At 40.3% G+C, this 17,682-nt stretch carries 15 protein-coding genes; 12 read left to right on the forward strand and 3 right to left on the reverse strand.

The window, feature by feature from the left end:
• Positions 1 to 95: 95 nt before the first annotated feature.
• A complete protein-coding gene (locus AC1TPB_RS22245) occupies positions 96 to 524 on the forward strand; it encodes a low molecular weight protein-tyrosine-phosphatase (RefSeq protein ID WP_482078522.1) in 429 nt (142 codons plus the stop codon).
• Positions 525 to 2,227: 1,703 nt separating this feature from the next.
• Positions 2,228 to 2,875, forward strand: coding sequence for a transcriptional regulator (locus AC1TPB_RS22250; RefSeq protein WP_482078490.1), 648 nt, complete (start codon positions 2,228 to 2,230; stop codon positions 2,873 to 2,875).
• Between the two features lie 767 nt (positions 2,876 to 3,642).
• Here AC1TPB_RS22250 and AC1TPB_RS22255 read toward each other — a convergent pair.
• Positions 3,643 to 4,380 (reverse strand): alpha/beta hydrolase, encoded by a 738-nt coding sequence (locus AC1TPB_RS22255; RefSeq protein ID WP_482078491.1) that lies wholly within the window; start codon positions 4,378 to 4,380, stop codon positions 3,643 to 3,645.
• Between the two features lie 281 nt (positions 4,381 to 4,661).
• Here AC1TPB_RS22255 and pdhA point away from each other — a divergent pair, with 281 nt between their 5' ends.
• From pdhA to AC1TPB_RS22280, 5 genes are all read left to right on the forward strand, one after another.
• Positions 4,662 to 5,729, forward strand: a complete 1,068-nt coding sequence (gene pdhA / locus AC1TPB_RS22260; RefSeq protein WP_482078492.1) for a pyruvate dehydrogenase (acetyl-transferring) E1 component subunit alpha — start codon at positions 4,662 to 4,664, stop codon at positions 5,727 to 5,729.
• A 19-nt stretch (positions 5,730 to 5,748) separates the two neighbouring features.
• On the forward strand, positions 5,749 to 6,726 hold the full coding sequence (locus tag AC1TPB_RS22265) for an alpha-ketoacid dehydrogenase subunit beta (RefSeq protein ID WP_482078493.1): 978 nt from the start codon (positions 5,749 to 5,751) through the stop codon (positions 6,724 to 6,726).
• Between the two features lie 74 nt (positions 6,727 to 6,800).
• Entirely contained in the window at positions 6,801 to 8,075 is a 1,275-nt protein-coding gene (locus tag AC1TPB_RS22270) for a dihydrolipoamide acetyltransferase family protein (RefSeq protein WP_482078494.1), read from the forward strand.
• Positions 8,076 to 8,078: 3 nt separating this feature from the next.
• On the forward strand, positions 8,079 to 9,497 hold the full coding sequence (lpdA, locus tag AC1TPB_RS22275; protein ID WP_482078495.1) for a dihydrolipoyl dehydrogenase: 1,419 nt from the start codon (positions 8,079 to 8,081) through the stop codon (positions 9,495 to 9,497).
• Between the two features lie 123 nt (positions 9,498 to 9,620).
• The gene (locus AC1TPB_RS22280) at positions 9,621 to 10,115 is read left to right on the forward strand and encodes an acyl-CoA thioesterase (protein WP_482078496.1); all 495 of its coding nucleotides are present in this window, start codon (positions 9,621 to 9,623) and stop codon (positions 10,113 to 10,115) included.
• Positions 10,116 to 10,287: 172 nt separating this feature from the next.
• Here the strand turns inward: AC1TPB_RS22280 and AC1TPB_RS22285 are convergent, their stop codons facing one another.
• Complete coding sequence (locus tag AC1TPB_RS22285; protein WP_482078497.1) at positions 10,288 to 11,760, reverse strand: catalase; 1,473 nt, start codon at positions 11,758 to 11,760, stop codon at positions 10,288 to 10,290.
• 509 nt (positions 11,761 to 12,269) lie between these two features.
• On the opposite strand from AC1TPB_RS22285, the gene AC1TPB_RS22290 reads away from it, so the two are divergent.
• The 4 genes from AC1TPB_RS22290 (at position 12,270) to AC1TPB_RS22305 (ending at position 16,221) form a co-directional block, all read left to right on the forward strand.
• A complete protein-coding gene (locus tag AC1TPB_RS22290) occupies positions 12,270 to 13,226 on the forward strand; it encodes a thymidylate synthase (RefSeq protein WP_482078498.1) in 957 nt (318 codons plus the stop codon).
• A gap of 241 nt (positions 13,227 to 13,467) precedes the next feature.
• Positions 13,468 to 13,947, forward strand: a complete 480-nt coding sequence (locus tag AC1TPB_RS22295) for a DinB family protein (protein ID WP_482078499.1) — start codon at positions 13,468 to 13,470, stop codon at positions 13,945 to 13,947.
• An 80-nt stretch (positions 13,948 to 14,027) separates the two neighbouring features.
• On the forward strand, positions 14,028 to 14,516 hold the full coding sequence (locus AC1TPB_RS22300; protein WP_482078500.1) for a dihydrofolate reductase: 489 nt from the start codon (positions 14,028 to 14,030) through the stop codon (positions 14,514 to 14,516).
• A gap of 214 nt (positions 14,517 to 14,730) precedes the next feature.
• Positions 14,731 to 16,221, forward strand: a complete 1,491-nt coding sequence (locus AC1TPB_RS22305) for a glutamate synthase subunit beta (protein ID WP_482078501.1) — start codon at positions 14,731 to 14,733, stop codon at positions 16,219 to 16,221.
• Positions 16,222 to 16,244: 23 nt separating this feature from the next.
• On the opposite strand, the gene AC1TPB_RS22310 is transcribed toward AC1TPB_RS22305, so the two are convergent.
• Complete coding sequence (locus tag AC1TPB_RS22310) at positions 16,245 to 16,550, reverse strand: hypothetical protein (RefSeq protein ID WP_482078502.1); 306 nt, start codon at positions 16,548 to 16,550, stop codon at positions 16,245 to 16,247.
• Positions 16,551 to 16,645: 95 nt separating this feature from the next.
• Here AC1TPB_RS22310 and AC1TPB_RS22315 point away from each other — a divergent pair, with 95 nt between their 5' ends.
• Positions 16,646 to 17,638 (forward strand): hypothetical protein, encoded by a 993-nt coding sequence (locus tag AC1TPB_RS22315; RefSeq protein WP_482078503.1) that lies wholly within the window; start codon positions 16,646 to 16,648, stop codon positions 17,636 to 17,638.
• The last annotated feature ends 44 nt before the right edge of the window (positions 17,639 to 17,682 follow it).

Genomic DNA, 17,682 nt, shown 5'->3' on the forward strand with positions numbered 1-17,682 from the left:
TGATAGATAGGATTAATGAATAGAAAAGGGGTACTAACTTGACTAGGAAAACAAAAGTTTTATTCGTATGCCTTGGTAATATTTGCAGATCACCGATGGCAGAAGCTGTTATGCGTCATTTTGTTGCGGAAGAGAAGCTATCTGATGTGATTGAAGTTGATTCTGCTGGCACAGGGGATTGGCATGTTGGAAAAGAACCTCACGAAGGAACAAGAGAGCTATTAGATGGAAGAAAAATTTCATATACAGGTATGAAGGCTCGTCAAATTAGTGGTTCAGACGAGGTGGATTTTCAATATATCGTATGTATGGATGATCAAAACTTGAAGGATGTACAGTCAGTCTTCAATACAGCAAAAGCAGAAGGAGCTAAAGGTAAAGTGATTACGTTTATGTCTTTAGTTGCTGGTGCGGACGTTACTGAAGTACCTGATCCATATTACACAGGTAACTTTGAGTATGTATATGAGTTAGTGGAAGCGGGTTGCCGCACATTGCTTGAAGAGATCAAGCAAAGCTTATAATCACATATATACGCGAACCGTCAATTAGTTCGAAATCGGTATAATAGGGTGCGGGCGCGTGCATGTTTGGTATAGGCGCACTAGTGTGCGAACGAGCGGACACACAGTACGCTAATTAGTTGAAAACCAACACTTTACGATGTAAGAGGACACACAGAACGTTATTGATAGTATTATGCTCAACATTCACTAGTGAACGAGCGAATAAGGTCCTCTGAGTCCGCGAAAACTCGATATGAGTGGAAAACGCAGGAATAACGTCCTTACAGTCCGCTAATGTAGTGAATTGACTACAATGTGTAGAATGAGCTTAGCGCAGATTGCTGAGTTGGGTAGCGAATGTGGCATAAGCTCCATGCGACGCACATTAAAACTACTATTGGCTTTGTTACGCCGCATAAGCACAATAGTGTGCGAACGAGCGGACACACAGTACGCTAATTAGTTATAAATCAACACTTTGAGAGTTAAGAGGACACACAGAACGCTATTGATAGTATTATGCTCAACATTCACTAGTGAACGAGCGAATAAGGTCCTCTGAGTCCGCGAAAACTCGATATGATTGGAAAACGCAGGAATAACGTCCTTACAGTCCGCTAGTGTAATGAATTGACTACAATGTGTAGAATGAGCTTAGCGCAGATTGCTGAGTTGGGTAGCATATGTGGCATAAGCTCCATGCGACGCACATTAAAACTACTATTGGCTTTGTTACGCTGCATAAGCGCACTAGTGTGCGAACGAGCGGACACACAGTACGCTAATTAGTTAAAAACCAACACATTAAGAGTTAAGAGGACACACAGAACGCTATTGATAGTATTATGCTCAACATTCACTAGTGAACGAGCGAATAAGGTCCTCTGAGTCCGCGAAAACTCGAAATGAATGGAAAACGCAGAAATAACGTCCTTACAGTCCGCTAGTGTAATGAATTGACTACAATGTGTAGAATGAGCTTAGCGCAGATTGCTGAGTTGGGTAGCATATGTGGCATAAGCTCCATGCGACGCACATTAAAACTACTATTGGCTTTGTTACGCTGCATAAGCACAATAGTGCGCAAACGAGCGGACACACAGTACGCTAATTAGTTAAAAACCAACACTTTGAGAGTTAAGAGGACACACAGTACGCTATTGATAGTATTATGCTCAACATTCACTAGTGAACGAGCGAAAAAGGTCCTCTGAGTCCGCGAAAACTCGATATGAGTGGAAATCGCAGGAATAACGTCCCTACAGTCCGCTAGTTTCATGGATTGATTTGCTAAGTGTTGTGGATGTTTCGCAATGTACTTAACGTACTGAATGTACTTGACGAACTGAATGTACTCAACGAACTGAATGTACTTAGCAGAAGAATGCTGAGTTGGGTAGCTGAAGTTGCATCAGCACACTAACATGTGAATGGCAGTTAGCTTGAGGAAGCACACTAGTGTTCGAGCGAACTTACATTGCTTTAGTGAAATTAATTGATGGAAGCATAACACGGCTGAAATCAGTCTTGATTTTGTGATTGATGGTTTTAATGGTTAGCGTTATAATGACTGAATAAGGTCGTGAAGCACACGCCGCTTCTATACAATGAATATCCAGATCAGTTGATTTGGAAGTTTATTGTGTAGGAGCGGCTTTTTGTTTGTATTAGAAAAACAATCAGGAATCTGGCTAATTTACAAATAGAAGGAGGCGAATGTTATGGATCGTTTTACAAAGCAATATGAAGAGTGGTTAGCGGAAAATATTAGAACTGAGAAAAACCCAAGAAGATTAGAAATATTACATAAGGGGCTGGGTCATGGTACTGTTGAGTTTCTCCGATCAGTATGGTTTCCTGCTGTCGGAAACTTGAATCATTTGTTTCCAGAGTGGGAGGTTCGTGACTTTAATAATGGCTATCGTTATTTGGATTTGGCATATATGCCTGGTGGCGTAAAAGGTGGTATTGAGATTCAAGGCTATGGCCCTCATGCACGAGATCTGGATGTGTGGCGTTTTAAAGATTTATGTCGACGACATTGTTTGCTGGCACTAGATGGTTGGACTTTTTTACCGATTGCCTATCCTTCAATTGTGGATGAGCCACAGCAATGTCAACAATTAGTGCTCTCATTTATAGGTAAATATATGGCATCGAATGTGCCTGAAAACTTGTCGTGGTTGGAAGCTGAAACCGTGAGATTTACTCGACGACTTTTGCGACCGATTACACCGTTCGAACTTGCTGATCACTTACGGATATGCGATCGACATACAAGGCGGATTTTACATGATCTCGTAGACGTACAAATACTAGAAATCGCAAGCGGTAAAAAGAGAGCGCGTACATACAAGTTGCGAATGTAATCACAAACGAGCATATTAAGATGTGAGCGGACACACAGAACGCTAATTAGTTATAAATCAACACTTTGAGAGTTAAGAGGACACACAGAACGCTATTGATAGTATTATGCTCAACATTCACTAGTGAACGAGCGAATAAGGTCCTCTGAGTCCGCAAAAACTCAATATAAGCGGAAATCGCAGAAATAACGTCCTTACAGTCCGCTAGTGTAGCAAATTGGCTACAATGTGTTGAATGAGCATAGCGCAGATTGCTGAGTTGGGTAGCGAATGTGGCATAAGCTCCATGCGACGCACATTAAAACTACTATTGGCTTTGTTACGCCGCATAAGCACAATAGTGCGCAAACGAGCGGACACACAGTACGCTAATTAGTTATAAACCAACACTTTGAGAGTTAAGAGGACACACAGAACGCTATTGATAGTATTATGCTCAACAATCACTAGTTAACGAGCGAATAAGGTCCTCTGAGTCCGCGAAAACTCGAAATGAATGGAAAACGCAGGAATAACGTCCTCTGAGTCCGTGAAAACTCAATATAAGCGAAAATCGAGTAAATAACGTCTGTACGGTCCGCTTGTTCAGCGAATCGATTCGAAACGAAATGAATGTGCTGGTTTTCGGATGGATTGGTTCACAACGAGCTGAATGTGTGACTTTTCGGCAAGATCGTTTCGCAATGAAAAGGAGTATAACAGGTGGCTAATTAGCTGACACTGTTATACTCCTTTTTGCAGTAGCTTGCTTGTGAAACCGCGCTGAATTAACCCTCAGGTATAAAGTAGCGGATCGCTGCTGGTACTTCCTTCTGCCAAAAGCCCCATTGATGGCGACCATCTTTTTCTTCATAGAAGATTTTCGCATCGCGTTCTTCCAACAGCTGCTTCATCTCACGATTCAATTGGACAAAGTTATAAACGCCTGTATCTGTTTCATAGGCATCCTCTTGTAGGCCAACAACCATGAAAATATCTAGCCAATCCAGATCACCCAGCGCAGCAACAATTTGCTGTGAAGCATCGTAGAACGCACCTGACATTGACATCACTCTTGTAAATAAGTCCGGGTGCTGCAAGGCGATGTGTAGCGATACTGTTCCACCGAGTGAATCACCAGCTAGTACACGCTCTTCAGGTGTAGTGCGCACCGGATAGTTCTCTTCGATAAAAGGAACCAATTCTTGGGCAAAGAAATCAACGTAAGCTTGATGTTTTGCACCATCGGGCGTATATTCATCCGTACGCACGGATTTATCAACATCGACACCTACAATAATAAACGGTTCAATGCCTTCGTCAAGAATAAGCTCCTGAGCAGTTGTTGCAATTCGTCCGAAGTTGAAGAAATCTTCGCCATCCTGACAATAAATAACCGGATAACTTAATACTTCATTATAGCCTGGTGGTAAATAAACTCTTAAATTGCGACTGCCTTCGGGCAAAATATTACTTACAACTGTACTTTTTAAGATCGTGCGTTTTAGATAACGAGCGTCTGTCATTGCAAAAAATCTCCTTTTAAATAAAGTATGGAAAATCAGTTAAGAGGGAAAATAAAAGGTAATCTGTGAAATGAAAGCGAAAACTAGCTTTTGTATTACACTGTTATAGTGTAAATATGAACCTGTTATATATACACTTTGATGATTAAATGATGAAAAATCGCTAAATTCAGTGGATTTGTGCTTTTTTTCTTTGACCATCAACAGAAAACAGGGTTATAATAAGTCTATAACAGAGACACACAATTTTCAAATATTTTAAGATGAGGTGAGCGTTCTCCATGAGCAAATTGCCATATGAAGTTCAATCAGAACCAGTTGCACCATTATTTGTACTAACATTAGATGGTGAAGTGGCTAATCCGGAATATATGCCGGATCTTACTGATGAGCAGTTAAAAGAAGTTATGTATCGCATGGTATTCACTCGTACTTGGGACGAGCGTGCTATTAACTTAGGACGTCAAGGTCGTCTTGGTTTCTACGCACCAGTTTCAGGTCAAGAAGCTTCAATGATTGGTAGTGAGTATGCACTTAATAAAGAAGATTTTGTAGCTCCAGGTTACCGTGATATGCCACAGATTGTATGGCACGGTCTGCCACTATATCAAGCGTTCTTATATTCTCGTGGTCACCAACATGGTGGTCAAATTCCAGAAGGCGTTAACGTATTAATGCCGCAAATTATTATTGGTGCGCAAGTGCTTCATGCAATGGGCGTAGCAATGGCATTCAAAAAGAAAAATCAAAAAAATGTAGCGATTACGTATACTGGTGACGGTGGTTCATCTGAAGGTGACTTCTATGAAGCATTGAACTTCGCTGGTGCATTCAAGCTACCAGCAGTTTTCGTTGTACAAAATAATGGCTATGCTATTACAACGCCATATGCCAAACAAACAGCGGCTCTTTCAGTAGCACATAAAGCTATCGCTGCAGGTATTGTTGGTCAACAAATTGATGGTATGGACGTACTTGCTGTAATTAAAGCAGTTCAAGATGCTGCTCAGCGTGGACGTGACGGTGAAGGTGCAACTTTACTTGAATTACTAACTTATCGTTTCCGTCCGCATTCTCTTGCAGATGATACGACTAAATATCGTACTAAGGATGAGGAAGCAGAATGGGCGCTTAAAGATCCACTTACTCGCTTCGGTAAATTCCTTGAGAAAAAAGGTCTTTGGACAGAAGAAGATACGCTTCGCGTAAAAGAAGAAGCAAAAGCAGCTGTAACTGAGAATATCAAGAAAGCTGAGCAAACTGAGAAAATGACAGTTGCTGGACTTATTGATTCTATGTTTGAGCATACACCGCAACATTTGGAAGCTCAAAAAGCTGATTTCGAGTAATAGGGAGGATAAAACGACCATGGCACAAATGAATATGTTAGAAGCGATTCGCGATGCGATGCGCGTAGAACTTACACGTGACCCTAATGTTGTCATCTTTGGTGAAGACGTAGGTAATGTCGGCGGTGTATTCCGTGTAACTGAAGGTTTACAAAAAGAATTCGGTGAGGAAAGAGTATTCGATACTCCACTAGCTGAATCTGCAATTGCTGGTATGGCGGTTGGTATGGGGATTCAAGGCTTCCGTCCGATTGCAGAAATTCAATTTGTTGGTTTCATCTATGAAGCACTTGATCAAATGTTTGTTCAAGCGGCACGTATGCGTTACCGTTCTGGTGGACGTTATAACTCACCAATCGTATTCCGTACACCTTTTGGTGGTGGAGTAAAAGCTGCTGAGCTTCATACAGATTCTCTAGAAGGTCTTGCGATCCAGACTCCTGGTATCAAAGTAGTTATTCCTTCTAACCCTTACGATGCAAAAGGTCTGATGATCGCTGCAATTCGTGACAATGATCCAGTATTCTTCATGGAGCATCTTAACTTATATCGCGCATTCCGTGATGAAGTTCCTGAAGGCGAATATACAGTTGAAATTGGTAAAGCGAATGTCGTTCGTGAAGGTTCTGATGTAACGATCCTTACTTACGGTATGATGGTTCACACATCTCAAAAAGCTGCTGAAGAGCTTGAAAAACAAGGTGTAAATGTAGAGGTAATCGATCTACGTACGCTAATGCCGCTTGATATTGATACAATCGTAGCTTCAATTCAAAAAACGAATCGTTGTATTATTGTTCAAGAAGCACAAAAAACTTCTGGTGCAGCTGCAGAAGTTATTGCTCAAGTGAATGAACATGCGATTCTACATCTTGAAGCTCCTGTTCTACGTGTAGCTGGTCCAGATACTGTGTATCCATACGCGCAAATCGAAGATCAATGGCTTCCAACACCTGCTCGTATTATTACAGCGGTGAATAAAGTACTAAACTTCTAAGATTAAGACATACTGAGATATAAAAGCTATAGCCTGTCTTCATGGCAGGCTAAGCAACAAGGAGGTAAATTTCGGTGGCTAAATTTGAATACCGATTTCCAGAGCTAGGTGAAGGTTTACATGAAGGTGAAATTATTAAAGTTCTTATTACAGTTGGTCAAGCAATAACTGACGACGACATCATTATGGAAGTTCAAAATGATAAAGCGATCGTTGAAGTTCCTTGTCCAGTTAACGGTAAAGTGCTAGAAGTGTTGATGAAAGATGGCGAAACTCGCAAAGTTGGCGAAGTTGTAGCTATTATCGAAGCAGAAGGCGAAATTCCTGAAGGTCTTGGCGGTCCTGCTGAAGAAGCTAAGGAAGAAGCTCCAGCTCCAGTAGCAGCAGCAACTCCTGCAGCGGCTTCAGCTCCAGCAGTATCTGATAATGCATCAGTTCTTGCAACGCCAAGTACTCGTAAATTCGCTCGTGAACAAGGTGTAGATATTAAACAAGTAGCGGGTACTGGCAAAAATGGCCGTATCACTCGTGAAGATGTTTCAGGATTCGGCGGTGCTCCAGTAGCAGCTCCAACAACTGAAGCGGCAACTCCGGTTGCATCTGAAGCTCCAGCAGCGGCAGCTCCTGTTGTTTCTGGCAGTGCATATCGTCCAGAAGAACGCGTACCATTCAAAGGTATCCGTAAAATTATCGCTGGTGCTATGTCCAAATCAGTATACACAGCTCCTCACGTAACCATTATGGATGAAGTTGATGTTACTGAACTTGTTGCTCTTCGTACGAAATACAAACCATACGCAGAGAAAAAAGGTTCGAAACTAACTTACCTTCCATTTATCGTAAAAGCTCTTGTATCTGCTTGTCGTGAGTTCCCAATTATGAACTCTACACTTGATGAAGTAAATCAAGAGATCGTTTACCGTAAATTCTATAACGTAGGTATCGCTACTGATACAGATAACGGTCTTATCGTTCCTGTTGTTGAAGATGCTGATCGTAAAAACCTATTTGCAATTGCAGACAACATTCGTGATCTAGCTCTTAAAGGTCGTGAAGGTAAACTTGCTGCTAATGAATTACGTGGTAGCACAATTACAATTTCTAATATCGGTTCTGCTGGCGGTATGTTCTTCACTCCAGTTATCAACTTCCCAGAAGTTGCTATTCTTGGTACAGGTCGTATCTCTGAAAAAGCTATCGTACGTAATGGCGAAATCGTAGCAGCTCCAGTAATGGCTCTTTCTCTAAGCTTTGATCACCGTCTAATTGATGGTGCAACTGCTCAAAACTTCATGAACCACATTAAAAAGCTATTGGCACAGCCAGAGCTATTCATTATGGAGGTGTAAGAGATGGTAGTAGGTGACGCTTCATTAGATATTGACACTCTAGTCATTGGTGCTGGTCCTGGTGGTTATGTAGCGGCAATTCGTGCTGCACAACTTGGACATAAAGTGCTTTGTGTAGATAAAGCAACTGTTGGTGGTGTATGTCTTAACGTTGGCTGTATTCCTTCCAAAGCTCTAATCTCAGCTTCTCATCAATATGAGAGCATTAGCAACGCTTCAACTTTCGGTATCGAAGTTGGCGAAGCTAAAGTAGATTGGGCACAAGTTCAAAGTTTCAAAGACGGTATCGTTTCTAAACTTACTGGCGGCGTAGCTGCATTGCTTAAAGCAAACAAAGTTGAATATTTCAACGGCGAAGTAATGTTCATTAACGAAAACGAAGCTCGTGTATTTAACGATCAAGAAGCTCCTCGTTACCGTTTCAAAAACTGTATTATTGCGACTGGATCTCGTCCAATCGAACTTAAAGCATTCCCATACGGAGGTCGTATCGTTTCTTCAACTGGAGCGCTTAAACTTCCTGAAATTCCTAAAAGCATCGTAGTTATTGGTGGAGGCTATATCGGTATCGAGCTTAGCCAAATGTACTCTAACTATGGTACACAAATTACTGTTATTGAAGGTTCTGATTCAATCCTTCCTGGTTTTGATAAAGACGTTTCTGCAGTTGTTTCTAAGAAATTCAAAGCAAAAGGTGCTAACATTATTACTGGCGCTCAAGCGAAAGCAGCAACTCAAACAGATAACGATGTAACAGTAACTTATACTGTTGGCGATAAAGAAGAGTCCGTAACTGCTGATTACCTTCTAGTAACTGTTGGTCGTCGTCCTAATACTGACGGTGAACTAGGTCTAGATCTAATCGATGTGAAAATGACTGATCGTGGACTTATCGAAGTTGATGAGTATGGTCGTACAAACATTCCTCATATCTATGCCATTGGTGATATCGTTCCTGGTCTTGCACTTGCTCACAAAGCAATGTACGAAGGACGTATCGCTGCTGAACATATGTCTGGTCTTGCTAGCGCTGTTGATTACAAATGTATTCCAGCAGTTTGCTTCTCTGATCCAGAAATCGGTAGCGTAGGTATTAGTGAAGGCGAAGCGAAAGAGCAAGGTCTTAATGTTAAAGTTGGTAAATTCAACTATGGCGTTAATGGTCGTGCAATGAGCTTAAATGCAACAGAAGGCTTCGTAAAACTTATCGGCGATGCTGAGACTGGTTTATTGCTAGGTGCTCAAATCGTTGGTCTTGAAGCTTCTAACTTGATTGCTGAGCTTGCTCTAGGAATCGAGATGGGCGCTACGATTGAAGATATTGCTCTTACAATCCATGCTCACCCAACACTTGGTGAAATCGTTCTTGATGCAGCTGAAATGCTGCTTGGACATCCGATCCATGCTATTGCAAAAAAATAAACAATAATTTAGTTTGACGACAGATTATTGTGTTTATAAAGGTTTCAAGTTACATATGATCGTATATGTTGCTTGAAACCTTTTTTTTGAACTTATTATATTATAACGAAACGAGGGACTACTATGGATTTAGTGACAAAGACACCTGCGGATTCATTTACACTAATGACGCAACTTATTTTCCCGTTGGATACGAATCATTATGATACAATGTTCGGTGGGCGATTAATGGAATATATGGACAAAGCAGCTGCGATTGCGGCGATGAGACATGCACGCATGAGATCGGTTACTGCTTCGATGGATAGTATTGATTTCTTAGCACCAATTATGGTCGGTGAAGTAATTGAAATTCAGGCGTTTGTAAGCTGGACGCACCGTAGCTCGATGGAAATCTATGTGACTGTGACCTCCGAAAATCTAATTACAGCCGAAAAGAAGCAAACGGTAACTGCGTTCTTTACCTTTGTTGCACTAGGGGAAAACGGTCGTCCAGCAACAGTGCCTGGGTTAGAACCGCAAACTGATTTTGAGAAACAATTGTTTGAACAAGCACCAGAACGTCATGAATTGCGCAAGAAGCGTAAAGTAGATCGGAAGAATGGTATACAGCAGTAACAAAATGAAGAACTGATTTAGGTGACCAATTGACCTGAAAATTTGACATAACTAAAAAGAGGAGAAGCCTTCGGCTCCCCCCAAAATCTTATACTTTCAAAAATATCAAAAAGGGTAGCGATAAACGCTACCCTTTTTATAAGTAATATTATAGATTATAATAACAAAAACTTTATTCTATGTTGATTTCGCTCATTGGAATGCCAAGTGCTTTTGCTACACCTTCACCATAAGCTGGATCAGCTTTGTAGCAGTGTGTGATGTGGCGAATCTGAATATGTTTTTCAACGCCATTCATATTACGACCAGTATTTTCAAACAACACTTGTTGCTGTTCTTTGCTCATTAGGTTAAAGAGCAGGCCAGGCTGTTCAAAATAGTTATCATCGTCTTCTCTGAAATCCCACTGAGTAGCAGCGCCATTGATAGCTAGAGGCGGTTCTTTGTGTTCAGGCTGTTCTTTCCATTCACCATAGCTGTTCGGCTCATAGTGTAGTGTGCTTCCTTTGTTTCCGTCAACTCTCATTGCGCCATCACGATGGAAGCTGTTAAATGGACATTTCGGTTGGTTAACTGGAATATGATGGTGGTTTACACCTAGACGGTAACGCTGAGCATCACCATACGAGAATAGTCTGCCTTGCAGCATTCTATCAGGTGAGAAACTAAGACCTGGAACGACATTAGCAGGTGTGAAAGCAGCTTGTTCTACTTCAGCGAAATAATTCTCTGGGTTTCTATTAAGCTCGTATTCTCCAACTTCAATAAGTGGGAAATCCTTCTTATACCATACTTTTGTTACATCGAATGGGTTATAAGGCATATTATTTGCTTGTTCTTCGGTCATTACTTGGATGAACATCTTCCATTTCGGGAAGTTTCCATTTTCTATATTTTCATATAAATCTTTCTGATGGCTTTCACGATCTTTACCAACAAGCACTTCTGCTTCTTCATCAGTCAAATTCTCGATATCTTGTTGTGCGCGGAGATGGAATTTCACCCAAGTACGTTCATTTTGTGCATTGATCATGCTGAACGTATGGCTACCAAAGCCATGCATATTACGATACGATTTCGGAATGCCGCGGTCACTCATTACAATCGTCACTTGATGTAGTGCTTCAGGTAATGACGTCCAGAAGTCCCAGTTATTATTGGCACTGCGCATATTCGTACGTGGATCACGCTTAACGGCATGATTCAAATCTGGGAATTGCATCGGATCTCTGAAGAAAAACACAGGAGTGTTGTTTCCTACAAGATCCCAGTTTCCTTCTTCGGTATAGAATCTCATGGCGTAACCACGAATATCGCGCTCGGCATCAGCCGCACCACGTTCGCCGGCAACAGTGGAGAAACGAACGAACATATCCGTCTGTTTACCAATTTCAGAGAAAATACTTGCTTTAGTATATTTAGTAATATCATGTGTTACGGTAAATGTGCCGTAAGCACCAGACCCTTTTGCATGCATACGTCTTTCAGGAATTACCTCTCTATCAAAATGTGCTAGTTTCTCCAATAGCCAAATATCCTGTAAAAGGATAGGACCTCGTGGCCCTGCTGTCATCGAATTCTGATTATCAACAACTGGGGCACCTGCTGCGGTAGTTAACTTCTTTTGATTTTCATTGTTACTCATCAAAAATGCACCTCCTAATTGGTAAATTGTACTCATTGTAACATATTACTTATTATAATATCACTATACTTATTAAATTTTCAGTTTTTTTGATTGCTACTAGTCTTATTATTCGAATACAGTACTATATTCCTGTTCGCTGAGCAAGATATGTAATTAACTCTGCTTATTATATGAAGTAAGATATGCTATAATAATAAGAATATTCTCTTCATTGCGTGTAGTTACAAGGAAAAGTTATTCGTAATGAGTAGTTTACCAAATGTTTACGGAGTATAACTGTAAGCAAATGAAAAGTTTGGTTTATGCTTACGAAGTAACTTTTCATTACGATGAAGTTATTACTGTAAGCAAATGAAAAGTTTGGTGTATGCTTACGAAGTAACTTTTCATTACGATGAAGTTATCACTGTAAGCAAATGAAAAGTTTGGTGTATGCTTACGAAGTAACTTTTCATTACGATGAAGTTATCACTGTAAGCAAATGAAAAGTTTTAGGAGTGAATATAATGGTAACTAGCGAGCAGGCTTATTTGCAGCTATTAAAAGATGTGTTAGAAAATGGCGAGAAGAAGGAAGATCGTACAGGTACGGGAACGATATCTTTATTCGGATATCAGATGAGGTTTTCGCTTAGTGAAGGTTTCCCACTACTAACGACGAAACGCGTTCCTTTCAAGCTTGTTGCTAGCGAACTGCTATGGTTTATTAAAGGCGACAGTAATATTCGTTACTTATTAGAAAATAATAATAATATATGGAATGAATGGGCATTCAAGCGTTGGATTGAATCCACTGAATATACAGGGCCAGATATGACTAACTTTGCGCATCGTGCTCTAGCTGATGAGCAATTTGCAAAGCAATATGAGGAGCAGTTAGCTTATTTCAAGCAGCAGGTACTAGCAGATGATCTGTTTGCGGAGAAATTCGGCGACCTTGGCAATGTATACGGCAAACAATGGCGTGAATGGAAAACATCACAAGGCACTGTTATCGATCAATTAGCCGATATTATAGCAACGATCAAAACAAATCCTGACTCTCGAAGATTGATTATATCTGCTTGGAATCCAGAGGATGTTCCGAGCATGGCTCTACCACCATGTCATACGATGTTCCAATTCTATGTTTCGAATGGTAAGCTAAGCTGTCAATTATACCAGCGCAGTGCTGATATTTTTCTTGGAATTCCGTTCAATATTGCGAGCTATGCGTTGCTGACGCATCTTATTGCTCACGAATGTGGACTTGAGGTTGGCGACTTTATTCATACATTAGGTGATGCGCATATTTATGTGAATCATTTGGAGCAAATCGAGACGCAGCTGTCGCGTGAACCAAGAGCATTACCTACTTTGCAATTGAATCCAGATAAGCAGTCAATTTTTGATTTTGAATTATCTGATATGAAGGTAGAGGGGTATGAGCCGCATCCGACGATTAAGGCGCCGGTAGCGGTGTAGTTGAGAAGGAAAGTATACTTGAGATTAGTTAGAGAAATATATAATTCTAAAGAAAGCCATCATTAAGCGACGGGTCATGCGGAGCGATTAATGATGGTTTTTGGTTTTCGCAGTTTAGTAAGTATTATTACTAATTTCCATAAACTTCATAAAAGACTTGCTTCATGAGATAGGATAGTCTAAAATGGGAACATAAGTTCTTGTTTTAGACTATATACTTAATAAACTGGGGGTCTCCAATATGATTAATTTAGGTAAAGAAACGATTCTTCAGTATGAAGAAATTATAAAGTGGACGGATACATTACGTGATTTGCAGGAAAACAAGTGGTTAGAACCATATGCTGTAGGAAAAGCATCTGTACGGGAAATTATTTCGCATCTTAAAAATTGGGATAATTATCTCCTTTATTCGATTATCCCAGCTGTTAGAAATGGCGAGGGAATAGTCTTTCCAGATTTCGATTCGTTTAACGAAAATGCATATGAGTATGCTCGTTCGGGAATTTCTCAAATTCGTCTACTAGAGGAATTTAAGCAAACCCGTCTTCAGTTGATTGGAATACTGTTAGCTGAACCGGAAATTGCTTCTAAACATGTACCCTCAAACGGCGTAGAAAATTGCCCACATACAAACACACCTTACTCCTTGCTTTACATCATCCACGAATTTATCGAACATGATAATCATCATAAACATCAAATTTTATCGGTAATTTGATTCTTAATGCATATTAGGCAGAGATCTATAAGATGTCGTATAATATATAAGGAGTAGATGATAATTAAGGGGAGAACAATATGTCTTTAACATTAATCGTTGCAACAAGTACAAATAACGCAATAGGCCGCGATAATAAAATGCTCTGGCACCTGCCTGCTGAGCTTGCTCATTTCAAAAGAACAACATTACATAAAACGGTTTTAATGGGACGGAAAACCTATGAATCATTAGGCAAACCATTGCCAAACCGTACTAATGTAATACTATCTCGACAAAAGGGGCTTACTATAGAAGGCTGCGAAGTTGTACATTCGGTAGAAGAAGCAATTGAGAAATACGGGGATGAAGAGCTGATGATTACGGGGGGCGCGGAAATTTATAAGCTGTTTATGCCGTATATTGATAAGATGTACATTACGAAAGTTGATGTAGAAATTACAAATGCGGATGCCTACTTCCCAAGCTATAATGAAGAAGATTTTGAGCTTGTTCATAGTGAAAAAGTAGTAAAAGATGAGAAAAACAACTTTAATTTCACAATATATACGTACAATCGTGTGAAATAGTGAAAATGGTTGTAGCTTGCTAGCTGAGATAAATTCATGTAAATAGTGCAAATGATTATGGTGATAGTCCATTACGGAAATTGAGTTGAAAATGATAGCATTAGTGTAACGAATTAATTTACACTACCTCAATTGAGGATGAATATATATATCGATGCCTGCACTAATGTTCCGTGTAGTGGTAAAGGCTTCGGGATATTGGGGAGATGCTATCATGTCAATGCCAACTGGATTTTTGGACTATGAAAGAGAAGTGCCTAAAGATCGCAATCCGCGTATTCGTGTGCATGATTGGAAAGAATTTCATAAGCATATGTCTGACCAACAACTACAAACTCAAGGTGCCCGTTGTATGGATTGTGGTACGCCATATTGTCATACAGGAATTGAAATTGGAAATACGGTATCTGGGTGTCCGGTTAACAACTTAATTCCTGAATGGAATAACCTTGTATATCGCGGTCAGTGGAGAGACGCCTTGAATCGTTTACACAAAACGAATAATTTCCCAGAGTTCACAGGACGCGTATGTCCTGCTCCATGTGAAGGCTCCTGCACCGTTGGATTGATTGGTGATGCAGTTTCTATAAAAACGATCGAGGAAGCCATTATTGAACGTGGCTTCAAAGAAGGCTGGGTCGTTGCACAACCGCCTCAAATTCGTACAGGTAAGAAAGTAGCAGTTGTCGGGTCAGGTCCTGCTGGATTAGCTACTGCTGCTCAATTGAACAAAGCGGGTCACACCGTAACTGTATACGAGCGTGCTGATCGTATTGGTGGATTGTTAACGTATGGTATTCCGACAATGAAGCTTGAGAAGCATGTTGTAGATCGTCGTGTTACTATTTTACAAGAAGAAGGAATTCAATTTATTACGAATACTGAAATTGGTAAAGATCTGCCGGCAGCAGCGCTATTACAGCAATTTGACGCTGTTGTGCTTGCTCTTGGAGCTACGAAAGCAAGAAGCATTACGATTGAGGGATCAGAATTGAAGGGGATTTATCCCGCAATGGATTACTTGAATAGCACCATTAAAAGTTATCTTGATTCTAATCTGGATGACGGCAATTACATTTCTGCAAAAGGGAAAAATGTTGTAGTTATTGGTGGCGGTGATACGGGGACAGACTGTGTAGCGACAGCGCTTCGTCATGGCTGTGAGTCCATCGTTCAATTCGGTACAGTTGCAAAAGCACCACAGCAGCGTGACGCTTCGCAAAATCCATGGCCTCAATTTCCCCATGTATATACATTAGATTATGCACACGAGGAAGCAAAAGCGATATTCGGTGAAGATCCTCGTCAATTCTCTGTTCTCACGAAGAAATTTGTTGGAGATGAGCAAGGGAACTTGAAGGAGCTTCATACGGTGAAAATAGAACGCTCTATCGATGAGACAGGCAAGAAAATATACAAAGAGCTAGAAGGAACGGAGCAAGTATGGCCAGTAGATATTGCGCTGATTGCGATTGGGTTTGAAGGCCCTGAAGCAACAATTATTGAACAACTAACTTTGGCAACGGACAGCCGTTCTAACGTGAAAGCTCGCTATGGTGACTATAGAACGAATATTGATAAAGTATTTGCTGCAGGTGATGTTCGACGTGGTCAAAGTCTTGTCGTATGGGCGATTAACGAAGGGCGTCAAGCGGCGAAAGAAGTTGATAAATATCTCATGGGCAGTTCGATGCTGCCTTCATAGTTAGGGGAATAAAAAGTGGATCGCTATGAGTGGATATAGCGATCCACTTTTTTTATATCTAATTGCATGTTCGTTTTTAGTTGTTTTTCCAATCTTGTGTATTTATCATTATGTTGATGATCGTTTTTAATCGTGTGCTTATGTTCTCGAACTACTTGTCCATACTGTGCTAATTTGTGATAAAATATAATTATATTGTTTTGCACAAATGGTTCCGCAGGATGTTGGTTGTGATTGTGAATATCAGCTGACGTTCTCAGAGAAGGAACAAGTACGCCAATATGTGGAATCGAATCACATTCAATTATTAATTGCTCAAGCGGTAGCATAAAGCTAGTGTTATCGTCACTTACTGAATAATGATCTGTTATTTGCAGGAATTAGGTTCTAATTCTCGAAAGTAAAAGGATATACTGTTGGAGAAATGGGGCTGAAGTTAACTATGGAGCAAAGTAGTGTTCTGTCGCTTGATTCAGTGGATCGCATACGATTCTATGTTCAACAAAAATATGCACATTTACCCCAAGAGAAACATGCTGAAATCGTTGCTGATGCGATTGTGAAAATTATTGAGCGTCAGTTGCCGCCCTATCACCCAGAATTAAAACGTCAAATTACAAACACATTGATTGAGCAAGTCGTTATTCCGCAGAAGCGGCCTGTTTCATTACAAGACATTGATATGGTTTGTAGTGAAGCTTCATTAACGAACGGGGATTGGGAATTGCTCCGTAATTGGAGAGTAGATAAAGGTGTAATTGTCGAGACTGTTACGACTAAATGGTCACTTTGGAGCAACATTACTACATCGGTTAACGAGCATAGAAAAAGTATGGCTTATGGACTGGCTTCTCTAGTGCTGATCTTTGCAGTAAGTTTGTATGCTTATTATTCGCCGGCGGTTATGAAGGACAAGCAAGCTGACTTAGTCGCAATCAATGAAAGTTCTATAGCAGGACCAATTGAAGTTTTGGCGTATAATGAACTTCCGTCGGACTTTCAATATATAGCGGTGAACGAGTCTTTATTGATTCAATATTTGAATAGTCGGGATTCTATATTAGTAGATGAGCCGTATTATACTGCTATTATGGATACTGCCAAACAATTCAATATTCATCCAATACTACTGTTTGCCATTACTGGTCAAGAGCAAGCTTTTGTAAGTCGCGACAATGAGCGAGCAGCAGAAATCGCCAATAATCCGTTCAATGTATTCCATAGCTGGGAAGATTATAATACGACGATTGAAGATTCGACTGCGATTGCTGCACGAACATTGGTTAATTTAAGCAAGGACCGTCCTCAAGATATTGATCCGATCGTTTGGATTAATCGTAAATATGCAGAAGACCCGAATTGGTCAACTGGAGTAAATAGCTTATTTACTACCATGATTAATTATATTAATGATTAACACCATTAATTATTAGTAAATGAATCATGAAGGAGTTATTATGA

The sequence above is a fragment of the Paenibacillus sp. Y951 genome, assembly GCF_056786395.1.